Annotated in this window: 14 protein-coding genes; 3 read left to right on the top strand and 11 right to left on the bottom strand. The window is 54.8% G+C overall.

Going from position 1 to position 18014, the window contains the following annotated elements; genetic code table 11:
* Positions 1 to 29: 29 nt before the first annotated feature.
* The 6 genes from DSD31_RS06515 to DSD31_RS06490 all read right to left on the bottom strand — a co-directional run bounded on the left by DSD31_RS06515 (position 30) and on the right by DSD31_RS06490 (position 8984).
* Complete coding sequence (locus DSD31_RS06515) at positions 30 to 911, bottom strand: aldose 1-epimerase (RefSeq protein WP_104897144.1); 882 nt, start codon at positions 909 to 911, stop codon at positions 30 to 32.
* 9 nt (positions 912 to 920) lie between these two features.
* Positions 921 to 1982: a zinc-dependent alcohol dehydrogenase family protein gene (locus DSD31_RS06510; protein WP_113990911.1), complete on the bottom strand. Its 1062-nt coding sequence runs from the start codon at positions 1980 to 1982 to the stop codon at positions 921 to 923.
* A 26-nt stretch (positions 1983 to 2008) separates the two neighbouring features.
* The gene (locus tag DSD31_RS06505; protein ID WP_004866408.1) at positions 2009 to 3007 is read right to left on the bottom strand and encodes an ABC transporter permease; all 999 of its coding nucleotides are present in this window, start codon (positions 3005 to 3007) and stop codon (positions 2009 to 2011) included.
* A gap of 27 nt (positions 3008 to 3034) precedes the next feature.
* Entirely contained in the window at positions 3035 to 4549 is a 1515-nt protein-coding gene (locus DSD31_RS06500; RefSeq protein WP_015583701.1) for a sugar ABC transporter ATP-binding protein, read from the bottom strand.
* A 32-nt stretch (positions 4550 to 4581) separates the two neighbouring features.
* Positions 4582 to 5565, bottom strand: coding sequence for a substrate-binding domain-containing protein (locus DSD31_RS06495; protein ID WP_113990910.1), 984 nt, complete (start codon positions 5563 to 5565; stop codon positions 4582 to 4584).
* Between the two features lie 140 nt (positions 5566 to 5705).
* Positions 5706 to 8984, bottom strand: coding sequence for a DUF5107 domain-containing protein (locus DSD31_RS06490; protein ID WP_113990909.1), 3279 nt, complete (start codon positions 8982 to 8984; stop codon positions 5706 to 5708).
* Between the two features lie 115 nt (positions 8985 to 9099).
* On the opposite strand from DSD31_RS06490, the gene DSD31_RS06485 reads away from it, so the two are divergent.
* The gene (locus tag DSD31_RS06485; protein WP_113990908.1) at positions 9100 to 10293 is read left to right on the top strand and encodes an ROK family transcriptional regulator; all 1194 of its coding nucleotides are present in this window, start codon (positions 9100 to 9102) and stop codon (positions 10291 to 10293) included.
* A gap of 73 nt (positions 10294 to 10366) precedes the next feature.
* Positions 10367 to 10789: a DoxX family protein gene (locus tag DSD31_RS06480; RefSeq protein ID WP_004866416.1), complete on the top strand. Its 423-nt coding sequence runs from the start codon at positions 10367 to 10369 to the stop codon at positions 10787 to 10789.
* A gap of 68 nt (positions 10790 to 10857) precedes the next feature.
* Here the strand turns inward: DSD31_RS06480 and glyA are convergent, their stop codons facing one another.
* Positions 10858 to 12111 carry a serine hydroxymethyltransferase gene (glyA, locus tag DSD31_RS06475; protein WP_004866418.1) on the bottom strand — a complete coding sequence of 418 codons (1254 nt, stop codon included), beginning with the start codon at positions 12109 to 12111 and terminating at the stop codon, positions 10858 to 10860.
* 323 nt (positions 12112 to 12434) lie between these two features.
* On the opposite strand from glyA, the gene hmpA reads away from it, so the two are divergent.
* Entirely contained in the window at positions 12435 to 13625 is a 1191-nt protein-coding gene (hmpA, locus tag DSD31_RS06465) for an NO-inducible flavohemoprotein (RefSeq protein ID WP_032718065.1), read from the top strand.
* Positions 13626 to 13719: 94 nt separating this feature from the next.
* On the opposite strand, the gene glnB is transcribed toward hmpA, so the two are convergent.
* The 4 genes from glnB to DSD31_RS06445 form a co-directional block, all read right to left on the bottom strand.
* Positions 13720 to 14058 (bottom strand): nitrogen regulatory protein P-II, encoded by a 339-nt coding sequence (glnB, locus tag DSD31_RS06460; protein ID WP_002914032.1) that lies wholly within the window; start codon positions 14056 to 14058, stop codon positions 13720 to 13722.
* Positions 14059 to 14271: 213 nt separating this feature from the next.
* Positions 14272 to 15609, bottom strand: a complete 1338-nt coding sequence (gene glrR / locus DSD31_RS06455) for a two-component system response regulator GlrR (RefSeq protein ID WP_004866424.1) — start codon at positions 15607 to 15609, stop codon at positions 14272 to 14274.
* A complete protein-coding gene (gene qseG / locus DSD31_RS06450) occupies positions 15596 to 16300 on the bottom strand; it encodes a two-component system QseEF-associated lipoprotein QseG (protein WP_032718077.1) in 705 nt (234 codons plus the stop codon). Before qseG ends, glrR begins: the two co-directional genes overlap by 14 nt.
* 17 nt (positions 16301 to 16317) lie before the next feature.
* The gene (locus tag DSD31_RS06445; protein WP_113991381.1) at positions 16318 to 17754 is read right to left on the bottom strand and encodes a sensor histidine kinase; all 1437 of its coding nucleotides are present in this window, start codon (positions 17752 to 17754) and stop codon (positions 16318 to 16320) included.
* Between the last annotated feature and the right edge of the window lie 260 nt (positions 17755 to 18014).

Raw genomic sequence — 18014 nt, 5'->3', positions numbered from 1 at the left:
TGACCTGCCCGCTTCCGGGCAGGTCAGGCTTAAAGCGGACGAACATTCAGCACCATTTTTTGCCGCAGGCTTTCACCGCGTGCCAGCACGGTTAGCTGGCCAAATCCCGGACGATGATGATCGTCAGGCGCGTGGCTCATCGGCTCAAAACAGAAGAAATCAAATTTATAGCCTTGATCAAACGCCGGATCGGACACAAAAACAAAATAGCATGGCGCTGGCGGTTCGGTGGTCATAGAGAGCTGGTACCCCAGTTCCGGTTGCCGGATCGTCGCGATGCCATCCCAGCCGGAGAACCCATTATTCACCCAGTGCCCGGGGAGTGGCGCAGACTGATTGAAATCCAGTTCCTGCGGCAAACTCTCCTGATACTCCCCGGTAAGCCACTGTTCTTTCTCCAGCCAGTAGCCCGTGGCCCGCGCCTGCACCCGCGTTTCCTGTGACAGCGGTAGATAGGGATGCCAGCCCAGGCCAAACGGCAGCGCGTCGCCATCATTCGTCACACGCAGTTCCATCTCCACGCCGCTTTCGCTTAGGGTAAAGCGCTGCTGCGCGGTGTAATGATAGAGCCCCTGGCGATGAACATACTCTAGCGTGAGGTGCGTGGGAGATTGATCCATACAGCGCCAGTTATTCAACCAGCCATCGCCGTGAAGATAGTGGCTATCCCACTCGACGTTTGGCGCCAGCCGATGCTCCCCAACCGGCGAAGAAAACTGATTGCCACTCACCCGGTTGCCAAACGGCACCAGTGGAAAGCAAGAGGACTCCACCGCCACCCCGCTATTCAGCCCAGGGCGCAGCAGCGGGAGTGTTTTCCCCTGATGCTGCCACCATAACCCCTCGATCGCGCCGCCGCGCTCCGCAACCTGCAGCCTTACCCGATCGTTATCCAGTGTAAAAAGCGTCATCATGGCTCCTTAATCGGGGAAATTAATCACCACTTTGCCGCATTTACCGCTGGCCATCAGCGCGTAGGCTTCCCCCGCCTGGGCAAGCGAAAAACGATGGGTAATCGCGCTATGCGGCCACAGTTTCCAGTCGGTCAGATCGCGGGCGCACTTCTCCATATGGAACAAACTGGTCACCCAGGAGCCAATAATACGCCGCTGGTGGTGCATCAGATCGGCGCTCACCTCGAACTCAACCTTCCCGGTTTCACCGATGTACACCACTCTTCCCCAATCCGCCGTAGACTGCAATGCCAGCAAACGCCCTGCGGCATTACCAGAACAATCCAGCGCCACATCCGCGCCGCCGTGCGTCAATTCGGCAATCCGCGCCGGGAGGTTCTCCGTTGTCGCCAGGAAGCCGTTATCCATCACCCCCAGCTGTTTCGCCGTCGCCAGACGCTCCGGCAACATATCGACGCCAATCACGCGTTTTGCACCGCGTCCTTTCGCCAGCATCATCGCCATCATGCCAACGGGCCCTAACCCGACAACCAGAACGTTGTCACTGCCGGAAACCTCGCCGCGCAAAATGCCTTCATAGGCGGTTCCTACCCCGCAGCTAATAAACGCGCCATCTTCATAGCTCAGTGCGTCCGGCAGATGAATAAGGTCTTTTTCCTCCGCCAGTAAATATTCTGCATGGCCGCCATCGCGCTGCCAGCCATAGGCCGCTTTGCCCTCTCCGGTGCAGGAGATAGGAAAACCACGGCGGCAGTTGGAGCAAAAACCACAGCCGGAAATATGGTAAACCAGCACTCGGTCCCCTGCTTTAAAGTGTCGGCATCCGGCCCCGGTCTCTATAATTTGCCCACAAGGTTCATGGCCATTAATAAAGCCTTGATACAACGGCTTATCCGGCGCGGCGGCGGTACCACGATGCTGATGATAAATATAATGGACATCGCTGCCGCATATTCCTGAGGACTTCATTTTAATCAACACCTGGTTAATCCACGGCGTTGGTACGGGAACTTCGCGTAGCTCTACGCTTGAGTTGCCCGGTAAAAAAGCAGCCAACATTGTTTTCATAATTCCCTCTAACAAATTGATGAATATTAATGTTTATGTTTACTGTTGCGCTGGGTCAGTAATATATTTGCCAGAACAGCAACCACGATAATTAATCCGCGAACGACCTGCTGGAAGAATGAGTTAATACCCAGAAGCACCAGTCCATTGCCAATAAGGGTAATCACCAGCACGCCTAATAAGGTGCCAAATAGCGAACCGCGGCCGCCGGACAGTGCGGTACCACCGACCACCACCGCGGCGATAACATCAAACTCGAGGCCGTTGGCAGCCCCCGCATTGCCCGAACCAAGACGCGCCGCCAGCAGAATACCGGTAATCGCCGCCAGCAATCCTGAAAGCGTAAAAATCAAAATACGCACCCGCTTAACGTTAATCCCGCAGAGCTGCGCCGCCGTTGCGTTGCCCCCGGTGGCAAACACGGAACGGCCAAAGGCGGTTTTACGGCTGATAAACACAAAGATGACGAACAGAATCAGCATAATTAATGCCGAAACGGGTATGCCAAAGAGCTGCCCGCCGAGCCAGTCCAGCACCTCATTTTCATCGATGGGAACCGGTAGGGCGTTGGTCATGAAGAGCCCCATGCCACGCAATGCACTCCATAAACCTAAGGTTGCGACAAAGCTCGGCACGTTGAATACGCCTCGCAACACGCCAGCGAGAGTCCCCAACGCAGCACCGAGGATTAACACCAGCAGGCAGGCAAGACTAAGCGGAACCTGAAACTGCAGCAGAAAGGCGAGGCAGACGGAGATAAACGCCACCATCGGACCGACGCTGACATCAATCTCGCCGGAGATAATAATCAGCGTCATCGCCCATGCGGCAATACCAATCGTTGCCGCATCGCGCAGCACGTTCATTTGATTGTTTAAAGAAATAAATCCCGGCGCGTTAAATGAAAATACCAGATATAAAATAGCGATCACCACCAGCAGGCCAATTTCATTAATATGACGGCTGATAAACTGCTTGGGTGTGGCACTTTTGCCTTGCGGCAGCGTTAATGATGAGGCAGACATCTGTTAATTCCTCAATAAACGTAATGGCTAATGCATGGATAAAATTGCCGACATTAATTCATCGACATTTACGGGGGCTAAAAGCTCACGGGTAAATTCACCGTTTTGCAGCAGCAAAATACGATCGCAGACCAAGGGCAGTTCCTCTATTTCACTGGAAATGAATACAACGCTTTTTCCTTCAGCGGCGAGTTCCCTCACAATTCGATAAATCTGCTGCTTGGCTTCGATATCAACCCCGCGCGTAGGCTCATCAAGAAGTAAAATGTCACTTTCGGCATAAACCCAGCGGCCAATCACCACTTTTTGCTGGTTCCCCCCCGATAGCGTCCCGATAGCAGTCTCTGTATTTGCCGCCTTGACCGTCATTCGGTTCATGACCGCGGCAGTTAACTGCTGAATCCGCTGCCAGTTCAGGACGCCACGGCGGCTAACTTTGTGCCGGTTGGTCATCACCGTATTTTCATCCACGCCCAGCAGCGGAATGATGCCCGCTTCCTTACGGTTTTCCGGGGTATAGCCCACGCCACTCTTGAGCATCGAGGTATACCGTGGACGCGAAATGCGCACACCATTGAGCGTGATCTCCCCCTCAGCAAACGTTTCTAAGCCGATGATGGCCTTAAGTAGTTCACTACGACCCGATCCCAGCAGCCCGGCAATACCCAGCACTTCGCCACGGTGCAGGGTAAAATTAATCTGCTGAAGCTTAGGGGGATGGCGTAGCCGGGCCACCTGGAGTACCGGGGTTGTCAGGGCGATTTCAGATTTCACCCGCGGTAGATCGATGTGCTCCCTTCCTAACATCAGCGACACGATTTCCTGGGTTGTCGTCCTCTCCAGAGTGACATCACCTGCCACCTGGCCATCGCGCATAATGGTGGCGCAAGAGGCGATACGGCGTATCTCCTCCATTCGATGACTGACATAAATCACGGCAACGCCCAGAGCTGACATTTTCTTTACCGCGTTAATCACCAGTTCGACCTCCGCATTCGCCAGTGAACTGGTCGGCTCATCAAGAATCACCACCTGAGGTTGACCTTTCATCACACGGGCGATTTCTACCAGCTGCTTTTGTGCCGGACTAAGCGTGTCGACCAGCGCATCTGGCGGGACATCAACCCCAAGAGAGGCAAGAGCCTCTGTGGCCTGGCGGGCCATGGCGTTTTTGTCGATCGTGCCATTGCGACGCGGCCACTGACCAAGACAGAGGTTCTCCGCCACCGTTAGCCCCTCGACCAGGCTTAACTCCTGGTATACGGCTCTGACGCCCAGCTCCGCAGCCCGGCGGGTTAGCGTTGCATCGTTCCCTTCAAGACGGGTCCCGGCCAGCCAAACCTCGCCGCTATCGGGACTTTCGCTTCCGGTCAGCATGCGAATTAAGGTGGACTTACCCGCGCCATTTTTCCCCAGTAGCGCCCGAACTTCGCCTTTTGACAGGGTAAAATCAACGTTATCCAGGGCGACGACGCCGGGATAGCGCTTATTTCCCCTCAGGATCTGCGCCACCGGCACCGCCGTTTTTTCTGTTGCCGTCATCGAGTCTTTACCTCAGTTATTCGACAGGGGAATTAAGGCAAGCCATCGACATGCGTAGCCAGCCACTGCTTACCGTCTTCAGATTTGGTATAGGTATCGATAGCAACAGGGATAATTTTATTGGCTGGCGGAGTTTTATTAATCACATTCAGGGTTTGCGCGAAAACGGCGTTACCCATTTTCTTGCCGGAAATATCCACCACCGCTTTTAGTACCTGATAGCTGTTTAACTCCTGGGCTATTTCCGTGGTCATATCGGAGCCAAATACGGCGATTTTCCCGACCTTATTTTGGTTGCGGACCGCTTTTACCGCCCCCAGCGTTGCCCCTCCAGACTCTCCCATAATGGCGTCCAGATCAGGCGAGGAGATAATCAGTTTCTCACCAGCTGAAATAGCCTTATCCAGAACGGTTCCCTCCTGATTCGCAACAATCTGCATATCCGGAACTCGCGCCTTCAGCGCGGCTTCAAAACCTTTGCGCCGCTGTACGCATACTTCAAATGCTTCACAGTTGATGACCGCAATTTTCGGTGCGCTAATATTGTTGGCAATAAAATAATCTGCCGCCGCCTCGCCAAGCTTTTTACCGAACTCAAGTGGGTCGCCAACCAGGTAGGCAGAGACATATTTGTCGACACCTTTCTCATTAATACAGGTGTTGTAGCAAATCACCGGAATACCGGCTTCATTAGCCCGACGCACCGCGCGGCTACTGCCATTTTCTGAAACGGCGGAAAGAATGATGGCATCCACGTTACGCGCGACCAGCGTATCGATAAATGAACTCTCTTTAGAAATATCGCCTTGCGCGTTGGTTTCAATCAGCTGAATTTTCGCATCGGTGCTTTTGGCTGCATCCTGAACCCCTTGCCGTACCCCGGCGTAATAGCCCTGGGTATCAAGGTAGATAGCACCAACGGTGATATCCTTTGTCGCGCTATAGACGGGGAGTGAAATACTCAACGACGTTAACAGTAAACATAAAAAACATGAGACTGCCTTACTTTTAGACATACGTGCCTCCTGTAGGGTCAGGCATTTATTGTTGTTTGGATTCTGCGGCATTTGGGCCTGCCGCAGAACGATTTCACATATTCTAAACATCTCGAGAGGCGCGGCGGGTCAGACCGCTCAAAAATTACAGTAAACGCTCTTTAGTTAATGAGGTGCAGTACAAACGGCAGCGTTTTACGGAATAATGCCGCCTTCGCCCAGGCCGGGTTTAGCGCTTCCAGCGCCGACAGCGCCTGTTCATGCCTCGAACCGCCGCCTAATCCCGCGCTCGCCAGAACTCGCACCAGCAAACACTTCTCCTGATGCTGTTTTTGGATATCGGCATATAGCGCCAGCAGGTCAGGCTGCGACACCGCGAAGAAGTCGGCCTCTATCTGTGCCGTTTCCATATGCTCAGCCCACTGCAACATTTCAGTGAAAAGACGCTCGCTGCTCAGACGATCGCCGAGCATCCGCAAAGCCACGCCTTGCCAGAAGAGATAGTCCACCGGCTGATCGTTGTAGTAGCTATGAATATTGATCGTCCGATCGCCTGACGCCGCCTTGCGGAAACACTCAAGCGCGCGTTCCTCCATGCCCTGCTGCCTGGCGCAAATCCCCAGCCAGAACCAGATATCGTTATCCGTCTGTCCCGGGAGACGCCCTTCGCTGAGGTTTTCCGGATAGCGCAGCGCCGATAGCAGCAGCGTTTCCGCCTGCTGCGGCTGCGGCTGGAGATACGGCCAGGCACGTAATAACTGGTTGATAACAAACTGGCTGGTCACCTTGCCTTCGCCGCCTTCCCAGGGGTGGAATTTACGCGAAGCAAGCACATTTGCCGCCTGCTCAACGTTGCCCGCCAGATGCCACAGATGGAGCAGCTCCGCCGTTAAATCATCGCGTTTCAAGGCGGTTGCGAGATTGGCCTCCAGGCGGGCAAGGCGTTTTTCCGGCTCAACGGCGGTCAGCTTATCCAGCAGGTCGCGTTCAAAAAGCAGACGCGCATCCTGCGGCTGCCGGGCGCAGGCTTTCTCCAGATACGCTGCCGCCAGGTGGGCATCACTCTGTTTATTCCATGCATGAATCGCCAGCCCTCGCCAGGCATCGGCAAAATCAGGAGCCATTTCAACGCAGCGATGCCATAGCTGCGTCGCTTTCTCATAATGACGCCGGCTATAGTGGAAACAGGCGAGCAGATGCTGAGCAAAATAGCACTCGGGTATCTTCTCCAGCGCAGCCACTTCCACCAGCAGATTGGGGAAACGCACGAAGTCAGGAAACGCCTCGCGAGCGCGGTTGATCAGCGCGATACGCTCGTTACCTTCAGCCAGACTGGCCTGTAAATAGAGCGGCAGCGTTTTTTGACAGTTCAGCGCCGTCAGTACGGCTTTCGCCCGCGCCGCCATTCCCCAGCTCAACAACAGCCCGGCCGTCAGCAGTGCGTTAATATCCCGCGACTGGCATACGGCGAACCAGCGCGCCGTATCCGCTTCAGCCTCTGATATTGTTGCGTTGAGCCACCACAGGGTGGGATTCAGCGGATAGTCGCCCAGCAGCTTTTCAATCTGCTGTAAGGCCTGACTGCGACGGCCGGTGAGATGCAGCAACAGGGTTTCCAGCGACAGGACATCCTGGTTGGTGGGACACGCCAGCAGGCTCTGCCGGCAAAATGCCAGCGCATCATCGTAGCGCTCGCTGCGCGTCGCCAGTCGGGCAAGTCCGTAATATCCCCCGGCCTTGCTATTGCCGCTCCACACCGCGCGCCAAAAATCCTCCTGCGCATCATGCCACTGCTGTAGACGCTCTCTCGCACTGGCACGAATCAAACTTGCCTGCCCACACTGCGGATTTTTGTTTAACCGATGCGCGCGCGACAATGCCCGGCTCGCATACTCGATGGTTTGCGAGTAATCCGCGCGGTTGTATTCCAGCATCGCCAGCGCCAGATTGCAGCGGTAGTCCTGCGGGTCCAGCTCAATTCCCCGCAGGTAATAATCAAACGGTGAGCGACTGGCGTGGTGATACTGCTCCAGATGCTGGCCGATAAACCACGCCTCATCCACGCTGCTTATGGCTCCGGCGTGTAAGGGCGTAACCGCCACTTCCGGCAGCGGCAACTCCTGCGTCTGATGCTCCTGATAACGCAAAACGCACCTGCCGTGACTGTCCAGCAGCTCCATCGTCAGACGAGATGGGTCAATACCGGCTAACGTTCCCTGAACGGCAGCGCATGGCGTCAGCTCAATCATTTCATCAAGCAGCGGCTGCGGGTTGCCCTCTTCGCGAACCGTAAGCCGGTGGGCGACCAGAGGCGAAATAGCATATACGCCCCATATAATGTTGCCCTCTTCGCGTTGCAGTTTGATCACCGCATCGCGCGAAGCGTTCTGTACCATGCCCAGTGAATGGTAAGGCAGGAAGTATTGTTCAAAGCGCTTTTCTTCAAACGGATCGAGCCAGGTAAAATCCGGTTGGTTATCGGCAAAAATGCCGGTCATTAGCTCGATGTAAGGCCCATTCCCATCCGTCAGATTTTTGTCCCACGCCTGACCAAACTCGCTGTAACCCCAGCTCCACTGTTTTTTCCCTGGCGCAATGTGATGATCCGCGACGTGCAGCAGCCCACCATCTTCATCGTGGCACCAGGCGCCGACGAAATCGTACTCGGACTTTTCCGCCATATAGGAGGTCGGTACCGGGACATTTTTATAGCGCGAGATGTCGACGCCGGCCGAATAGTCCACCTTGTAATAGGTGCCGGTAGCAATCGGAAACGCGGAAACCGCGCGCTTGCCGTGATCAAATACCGCCGTCACATCCGGCGGGAATACGCTTTGATGTCCATCGCCCCCCTTAACCGCAGGGTTCGCCCACCACAAGAAATGGCGCGGGGTGGCGTTACCGTTGTAAACCCGGCTACCAATCTCCAGCGCCGCGCGCTGCGGACGCAGAGTAAACCCGGTCATCACCTGCAGCCCATGCATCGGCTCCGTCTCGCCAACCCAAACGGTTTTTGAGCCGTCGTCATTTTCGCTAATCGTAAAATCAACCGGCATATAGGTGGTGGGACGGTGGTGCTGCGGCCAGTTAAACTCAATTCCTCCGGAAATCCACGGGCCAAGCAGGCCAACCAGCGCAGGCTTGATAACCTCGTTGTGATACACAAAATCGCGCTGCCGGACCTTATCCCACGCGCGATGCACCCGGCCTCCCAGCTCGGGCAGAATCATAATTTTGATGTAATCATTTTCCAGCCACACCGCCTGCCAGGCCTTTAGCGTTTTTTCCTCACTCAGCGTATCCGTCACACCATAGGGATACACCGCCCCGGAAGACCCCTGATAAACCCGATTTTCCAGGAACATGGGGTGAATATCCTGCGTCCCCGTTTCATAGGTTGGAATATGTACCGTTTCCTGCCAAACATTTACTGAACTCATAATGCCCTCAAAGTTAACAAGACATACTGAAGTGAAATAATGAGAGCAGTTTAATAGACAGAATCAGCGCATTTACGCACAATAATCACGCAATTTAGTTAACAAGGTTTAGTTTATGAAAGCCTGCATTAACAATCAGCAAATCCGCCATTACAACAAGGGTGTGCTGCTGGAGTATCTGTACCGCAAAAAACGAGCCAGTAAATCGTCGCTCGCGCGGCTGGCGCAAATCTCAATTCCCGCGGTCAGCAATATCCTCCAGGAGCTGGAAGAGGAAGGACGCGTGGTCAATGTACAGGATGAGCATCTGGCCCGCGGTCATAGCAGCGGCGCCTGGCTTATTGCGCCCGATGGCGACTGGACCCTGTGTATGAACATCACGCCCACCAGTATCGAATGCCAGCTTGGAAATGCCTGTCTGAGTGCGAAAGGCGACGTCGAATACCACGCCATTGACGCCCCAACGCCTCATGCACTGCTGGCAGCGATTGAGAAATGCTGGCATCAGTACCGTAAGAACTGGCCCAGGCAGAAAATCAATCTGGCGCTGGCGGTTCATGGGCAGGTTGATGCGGGAACGGGAGTATCACAGACCATGCCGCAGGCTCCCTGGAAGCAACCCGTGGAGATGAAATATCTGCTGGAAGAAAAACTCAATGTCCGCGTAATGGTCGACAACGACTGCGTCATGCTGGCGCTGGCGGAAAAATGGCAAAATGAGGGACAGTATCGCGACTTCTGCGTCATCAACGTCGATTACGGCATTGGTTCGTCATTTGTCATCAACGACCAGGTCTGGCGCGGTAGCCTTTATGGCAGCGGCCAGATTGGACACACCATTATCAATCCTGATGGCGTTGCCTGCGACTGCGGACGCTATGGCTGCCTGGAAACGGTGGCATCACTGAGCGCATTGAAAAAACAGGCGCGGATATGGCTTAAAACACAGCCCGATCTCGCCAATAATCCAGAGGCGCTGACCATCGATGCCCTGATCGAAAAATGGCAGCAGGGTGATTCTCGCCTTCATACATGGGTGGAAGACTCCGCAAATGCCATCGGGCTCAGCCTCTACAACTTTCTTAACATCTTAAATATAAACAATATCTTATTGTACGGCCGCAGCTGCGGATTTGGCGAAGAGTGGTTGAATACCATCATCAGGCAGACAGGCTTTAACCCTTTCGATCATCGTGACGCGCCGCGCACCAGAGCAACGCAAATCGGCTTCGGACAGCTGAGTCGTCAACAGCAACTGCTCGGCATTGGCTATCTGTACGTGGAAGAGCAACTGCAGACATTACGTTGATCGCACAAGGTATGTGGCAGATCACAAAATTGTGTATTACGTTTAAATCACGCACCTTCACAACGGATTGATTATGAACACACTACGCTATTTCGACTTTGGCTCTTCCCGTTCCGTTCTGCTGCTGATCGCCCGTATTGCCGTCGTACTGCTGTTTATTATATTTGGCTATCCCAAACTGATGGGCTTTAGCGGTACGGTACAATATATGGCCTCCTCCGGCGCTCCGCTTCCGACGTTAGCGGCGATTATCGCGATTGTGATGGAGGTGCCGGCGGCAATCCTGATTATCCTGGGTTTCTTCACCCGTCCGCTGGCGGTGATCTTTATTTTTTACACCCTCGGTACCGCCGTCATTGGCCATCATTACTGGGATATGAGCGGTGATGCCGTACTTCCCAATATGATTAACTTCTACAAAAACATCAGTATAGCTGGAGCCTTCCTGCTTCTGGCCATCACTGGCCCGGGCGCTATCTCCCTCGACCGTCGTTAACCTCTGAACGCCGGACGTAAAAAAGGCCGCACTGGCGGCCTTTTTCTTTACGCTTACGTCGTTAAACGTTACGCATAAACCGGGAAGCGTGCACAGATATCCAGCACTTTACCCTTCACGCGCTCAATGACCGCTTCGTCATTGATGTTGTCCAGCACGTCGCACATCCAGCCGGCCAGCTCTTTCACTTCCGCTTCTTTAAAGCCGCGACGGGTTACCGCCGGAGAACCGATACGGATACCGGAGGTCACAAACGGGCTCTTCGGATCGTTTGGTACGCTGTTTTTATTGACGGTGATGTTAGCACGGCCCAGCGCAGCGTCAGCTTCTTTACCGGTCAGGTTTTTATCGACCAGATCCAGCAGGAACAGGTGGTTTTCAGTACCGCCGGAAACCACTTTGTAGCCGCGATTCAGGAATACTTCAACCATCGCTTTGGCGTTTTTCGCAACCTGCTGCTGATAGACTTTGAACTCTGGCTCCATCGCTTCTTTCAGCGCAACCGCTTTACCCGCGATAACGTGCATCAGCGGGCCGCCCTGTGCGCTAGGGAATACGGCAGAGTTCAGTTTTTTATACAGCTCTTCGCTACCGCCCTTCGCCAGGATCAGGCCGCCGCGCGGACCCGCCAGGGTTTTATGGGTAGTGGTCGTCACAACGTGAGCATGCGGAACCGGGTTTGGGTAAACGCCCGCGGCAATCAGGCCAGCAACGTGGGCCATATCGACGAACAGGTATGCGCCGATGCTGTCAGCGATTTCACGCATTTTTGCCCAGTCAACGATACCGGAGTAAGCAGAGAAACCACCGATGATCATTTTCGGTTTATGTTCCTGAGCCTGCTTCGCCATGTCTGCATAGTCGATTTTACCGGACTCATCGATGCCGTAAGGAATGATGTTGTACAGTTTGCCTGAGAAGTTAACCGGAGAGCCGTGAGTCAGGTGACCGCCTTGCGCCAGGTTCATACCCAGAACGGTATCGCCCGGTTGCAGCAGAGCGGTGTAGACCGCGAAGTTAGCCTGGGAGCCGGAGTGCGGCTGTACGTTAGCGTAATCAGCGCCGAACAGCTCTTTTGCACGGTCAATCGCCAGTTGTTCAACGATATCAACATATTCGCAACCGCCGTAGTAGCGCTTGCCCGGATAACCTTCGGCATATTTATTGGTCAGCTGAGAACCCTGTGCCTGCATAACACGCGGACTGGTGTAGTTCTCGGAGGCGATCAGTTCGATGTGCTCTTCCTGACGTACTTTTTCCTGCTCCATAGCCTGCCACAGTTCGGCATCATAATCGGCAATGTTCATTTCACGCTTTAACATCCGCATCTCCTGCTCAGCTAACAATAGATTACAGCTCTAAAAGGGGGGCCTTTTTGGGCGACGGCCCACAGTATAACCGAATCGTTCTGTGATAACAGGTCTTGACAAAGGATTTTACGCAAACGATTGGCTCCCCATTACACAAGGCTTTGAGCAATAACGACTCAACGATTATCAACGGATTTCTTTTCAGGTTTGTGATGCAAATTCTTCATGTTGTTACCGCTACGGGGAAAAGTGTTAAGGAACCATTTACAGTGCAGGGTTATTTTTATAAGATGCATATAAAATACATCATTTAAATAACACCGAAGGAAGCTGCTATGCTCGACGCCCAAACCATCGCAACGGTTAAAGCCACTATTCCCCTGCTCGTCGAAACAGGTCCTAAGCTGACCGCCCATTTTTACGATCGCATGTTTGCCCATAACCCGGAGCTCAAAGAGATCTTCAACATGAGCAACCAGCGTAACGGCGACCAGCGTGAAGCGTTGTTTAATGCCATTGCCGCTTACGCCAGCAATATCGACAACCTGCCTGCCCTACTGCCTGCCGTCGAGAAAATCGCCCAGAAACACACCAGCTTCCAGATCAAACCAGAACAGTACAATATTGTCGGCGGCCATCTGCTGGCGACGCTCGACGAAATGTTCAGCCCGGGCCAGGAAGTGCTTGACGCATGGGGCAAAGCCTACGGCGTGTTGGCCAATGTCTTTATTCATCGTGAATCTGAAATCTACCGGGATAACGCCAGCAAAAACGGGGGCTGGGAAGGCACGCGCGCGTTTCGTATCGTGAAGAAAACCCCGCGTAGCGCCCTGATTACCAGCTTCGATCTCGAGCCGGTAGACGGCCAGCCGGTGGCGGATTATCAGCCGGGCCAGTATCTGGCGATTTGGCTGAAGCCGCAGGAGTTTGAATATCAGGAAATTCGTCAGTATTCGCTGACCCGCAAGCCAGACGGCAAAGGCTACCGAATTGCGGTTAAACGCGAAAACGGCGGTCAGGTATCAAACTGGCTGCATAACGCCTCACAGGAAGGAGATATTGTGCATCTGGCTGCGCCGGCAGGTGACTTCTTCCTCGCCGTTGAGCCGGAAACGCCGGTTACGCTGATTTCCGGCGGCGTCGGACAAACACCGATGCTGGCCATGCTCGACACGCTGGCAAAAACGCAGCATGCGGCCCAGGTGAACTGGTTCCACGCGGCAGAAAATGGCGATGTCCATGCGTTTGCCGACGAGGTGGCAACGCTCGGCGCCAGCCTGCCGAAATTCACCTCCCATATCTGGTATCGCACGCCGACGGAAGCCGACCACCAGGCGGCACGCTTTAACAGCGAAGGTCTGATGATGTTATCGGATCTGGCGGACACGCTGCGTGACCCGCAAATGCAGTTCTATCTGTGCGGCCCGGTGGCCTTTATGCAACATGCAGCGAAACAGCTGGTGGCGCTGGGCGTCAATAACGACAACATTCACTACGAATGTTTTGGCCCGCATAAGGTGCTGTAATGAAATAACCCGGAGGCGGCGGAGATGCCGCCATTCGGGAATATTCCCCGGTCGCGCAAAGCTGACCGGGGAATGCGTCAGAATACGGCCCGGCTTAAATTGCCGCGTCGTCCTCTTCCCCGGTACGAATACGAATCACGCGGGCGACGTCAAAGACGAAGATTTTACCGTCACCGATTTTACCGGTCTGCGCCGTGCGGATAATGGTATCCACGCAGGTATCAACGATATCGTCAGTGACCACAATTTCGATTTTCACTTTCGGCAGAAAATCCACCATGTACTCCGCCCCGCGGTACAGTTCGGTGTGGCCTTTCTGACGGCCAAAGCCCTTCACTTCCGTCACCGTCATCCCGGTGATGCCGACTTCGGCCAGCGCTTCGCGCACGTCATCCAGTTTGAAAGGTTTAATAATCGCATCAATCTTTTTCATGGTTTTCCTGTCTTGGAGCCTATCCCATTAAGGCTATTTTACTTGCCATTTTGAACCTGGGCAGCGCTCAAAATCCTCACGTACTACGTGTACGCTCCGCTTTTTCCGCGCTGTCCGTGTTCAAACTGCCTGCGACAATAACGCCTACTGGGATAGGCTCTTAGTCGCGTAAACGGTTGCTTACCGTATCATAACTTGCGCCATGCTGCGGAGCTACTCTTTAAAGTCGTTGGCGTCGAGCTCGTGGCGCGACAGCAGCTTGTAGAATTCAGTACGGTTGCGCCCCGCCATTCTTGCTGCGTGGGTGACGTTGCCTTTGGTGATTTGCAGCAGCTTGCGCAGATAGTTGAGCTCAAACTGATTGCGCGCTTCGACGAAGGTCGGCAGCGCGGTATTTTCCCCTTCCAGCGCCTGTTCCACCAGCGCATCACCGATCACCGGCGAGGTGGTCAACGCCACACACTGCTCAATCACGTTCACCAGCTGGCGGACATTGCCGGGCCATTTGGCTGCCATCAGCCGTTTCATCGCATCGGTTGAAAACGCCCGTACAAACGGCTTATGCCGATCGGCAGACTGGCGCAGCAGATGGTTTGCCAGCAGCGGGATATCCTCCGCGCGCTCGGCCAGCGGCGGGATCTTCAGGTTGACCACGTTCAGGCGATAATACAGATCTTCACGAAACTCGCCGCGCGCCATTGCCTTCGGCAGATCGCGGTGAGTGGCCGAGATGATACGTACATCGATATCGATGTCGCGGTTGCTACCCAGCGGGCGCACTTTACGCTCCTGTAGTACCCGCAGCAGCTTCACCTGCAGCGCCACCGGCATATCGCCGATCTCATCAAGAAACAGCGTCCCGCCCTCAGCGGCCTGGAACAACCCTTCCCGGTTGCTCACCGCGCCGGTAAATGCGCCGCGCGCATGGCCAAATAGCTCGGATTCCAGCAGTTGTTCCGGCAGCGCGCCGCAGTTAATGGCGATAAAAGGTTTGGCGTGGCGCGGGCTGGCATTATGAATCGCCTGCGCGACAATCTCTTTCCCGGTCCCGCTCTGACCGTTAATCAGTACGCTAACGTCCGACTGCGCCACCATCCCGGCCTGTTCCAGCAGACGCAGCATCAGCGGACTGCGGGTTACGATAGCCTGACGCCAGCGCTCATCCGTCGCCGGCGCACTGTGTTCCAGCGCATCATCGATGGCTTTATACAGCGCATCTTTGTCCACCGGTTTGGTCAGAAAACCAAACACGCCTTGCTGGGTGGCCGCCACCGCATCGGGAATCGAGCCGTGAGCGGTAAGGATAATCACCGGCATCCCCGGATGAACTTTCTGGATTTCGCTGAACAACTGCAGGCCGTCCATCTCATCCATGCGTAAATCGCTGACCACCAGTTCGACTTTATCGCGCGCCAGAATACGCAGCGCCTCCGCGCCGCTTTCGGCGGTCACGACGCTGTAGCCCTCGCTGGTCAAACGCATTCCCAGCAGTTTTAACAGACCCGGATCGTCATCCACCAGCAGCAAATGCGCAGGTTTACGGATCGTCATGTATGACCTCCGGAACCTTATCGCCGCTGTGACTGCCGTCGGAATTAAAATTGCCTCCGGGCTTGCGGCTGGAAAGCTGGCGTTCAATATCGGTGAGATTTTCCAGCTTGCGGGTAGTTAGCTCCAGCTGGCTGCGCAGCTGCTGTTCCTGCAGGCGCAGCGCCTCCAGCTCGCTATCGCTGGATTGCTGCAGCTTCGCGTAACGGGCGCGCTCATCCACCAGCTGCAGCTGCCTGTTCTGACCATCACGCCAGAGCTGATACAGCGGACGCACCTGCACGGCAATTTGCGGACTGAAGGTATTCAGGCGGGATACCAGTTCACGGCGTTCATCCGGCGTAATCTTCGCATCCGCCAGTAAAATGCCGCGCTTAAAGGCATCCTGCCAGCTGTCATCATCATGCCGCCTGGCTTCCGCCCGCGCCTGAACCGGCGCCAGACGATCGGCACAATCAATCCCGCGCAGCCAGTACAGCGGGTTTTTATCGCTGGCTTCGCTCTTCAGCGACCAGATATCGGCGCAGTCGACTGAGAGAAAATCCGCAACCTGATGCTGCGGCAGATCGGGTTGTGCTTTGTCATTTGCCGTGTGCGGCGAAAAAGCGGCGGAACACCCCGCCAGCGCCAGGCAAGAAAGGCCGGGCAACAGCCATCCTTTGAAAGCACGAACCACTACGAAAAAGTGGGACATATTCACCCATTGTTGATTCATGTGTTGGTTTTTCCCGGCTCAGCGGCGGGTAGCGTTATGCGAAAACAGATAAGCCCGGGCTCACTCTCTTCCAGGCTCAGCTCACCCTGCATTTGTCGGACGCAGTCCCGGGCAATACTCAGCCCCAGACCGCTGCCTTTTACCGCCCCTTTACGCTGATGGCTTCCCTGATAAAAAGGCTCAAAAATCATATTTTTTTCCGCCTGCGGGATCGGTTCGCCGCTGTTTATCACGTCTATACGAACCTGCTCGCCGTGCCGGTAGCTATGAATACGAATGTTACCGGATTCAGTCCCATAGTGCACCGCATTGGAATAGAGATTATCCATCACGCTGATCAATAATGCCGGTTCTGCCAGGCAGGTACGCTCCGCCAGTTGAATCGCGGTATGCATCATTTTTGCGCGTGCGGGCAAACTGTGAGCGGCCACAACGTTATCAACCAGCTCGGCAATATCAACGATTTCACGCGGGACCGGGCCATCGGCCTGTTTACGATTGTAGTCCAGCAGTTGCTCAATCAGTTTTTGCAGATTGCGGCTGCTGTTATCGAGAATTTCGACGATCTCCTGCTGTTCCGTGGTCAACGGCCCGGCCACGCGGTCGGCCAGCAGCTCCGTGCCTTCCCGCATGCTGGCGAGGGGCGTTTTCAGCTCGTGTGAAAGGTGGCGTAAAAACTGATGGCGCTGCGACTCCAGCCAGGCCAGACGTTCGCTCAGCCAGATGATACGCTCGCCGACGGAACGCAGTTCGCGCGGACCGGTAAACAGCGCCGCGTTATCCAGCGATTTCCCCTCTCCCAGGCGGTTAATCATTTTCTCGATCCCTTTTACCGGGCCGATAATCATCCGGGTAAACAGCAGAACCAGCGCCAGGCTCAGCAGAAAAAGAACCAGCGCCTGCCAGCCAAAAAACTGCCCGCGTTCGGCAATCTCCTGCTGAAGCTGTTGTCCGCGCGAGTAAACCACCGTTCGGGTGGCCTGAACCATCTCGCTGTTGGCGGCGGCAAAGGCTTCAAGGCTGGCTCCCGATGGCGCATCCGGACTGCTGTTTTTACACCTGAGCTGCGCCAGGTCGTTCAGCTGCTGGCTCAGCGCCTGCCAGATTTTTTCGTCCGGTAGCACCCCGGCATGAGCGTCAAGCATCTCGCTATAGCGTTTACGCTGATTTTGATAGACCTTCGCCAGCGTCGGATCGTCCAGTACGCAGTACTGCCGGTAGCTACGTTCCATTTCCAGCGACGCGTTCATCATTGCCTCACTGCGCCGGGCATCGACAAGCGTCGTGCGGTTAATATGCGCGGCCTGCGCGCTCAGCGCATTCAGGCTCTGCCACGCCTGCCAGGCCAGAACCAGCAGCGGCAGCAAAATCAACACAAACGAGAGCGTGACCAGCTGACGCAACGAACGGGGGAAAAGAGAGATTCGCTTCAAGGATAGGGTCTCAATCATTTGCTCACTATGATGCTACCTGAATATACCCAATATACTCTATGGATTTTGAGTTACAGGAAGGCGGCAAAGCTGAGAATCCCCGGGAGCTTACTCAAGTAAGTGACCGGGGTGAACAGATGCGGCCAACGCACCTGTAGCACAAAAGACGACGAGTATAACAAAGCCAGGCACAGGCCTGGCTTTGTTATGGAATAAGGCGGTGCCTAACTCGACGTTTCGCCCGATGGTTGATAAAGCAA

Origin of the sequence: Klebsiella sp. X13, from assembly GCF_003323835.1 — a bacterium.
GTDB lineage: Bacteria > Pseudomonadota > Gammaproteobacteria > Enterobacterales > Enterobacteriaceae > Klebsiella > Klebsiella ornithinolytica.
This window is presented reverse-complemented; position numbering and strand designations above follow the sequence as displayed.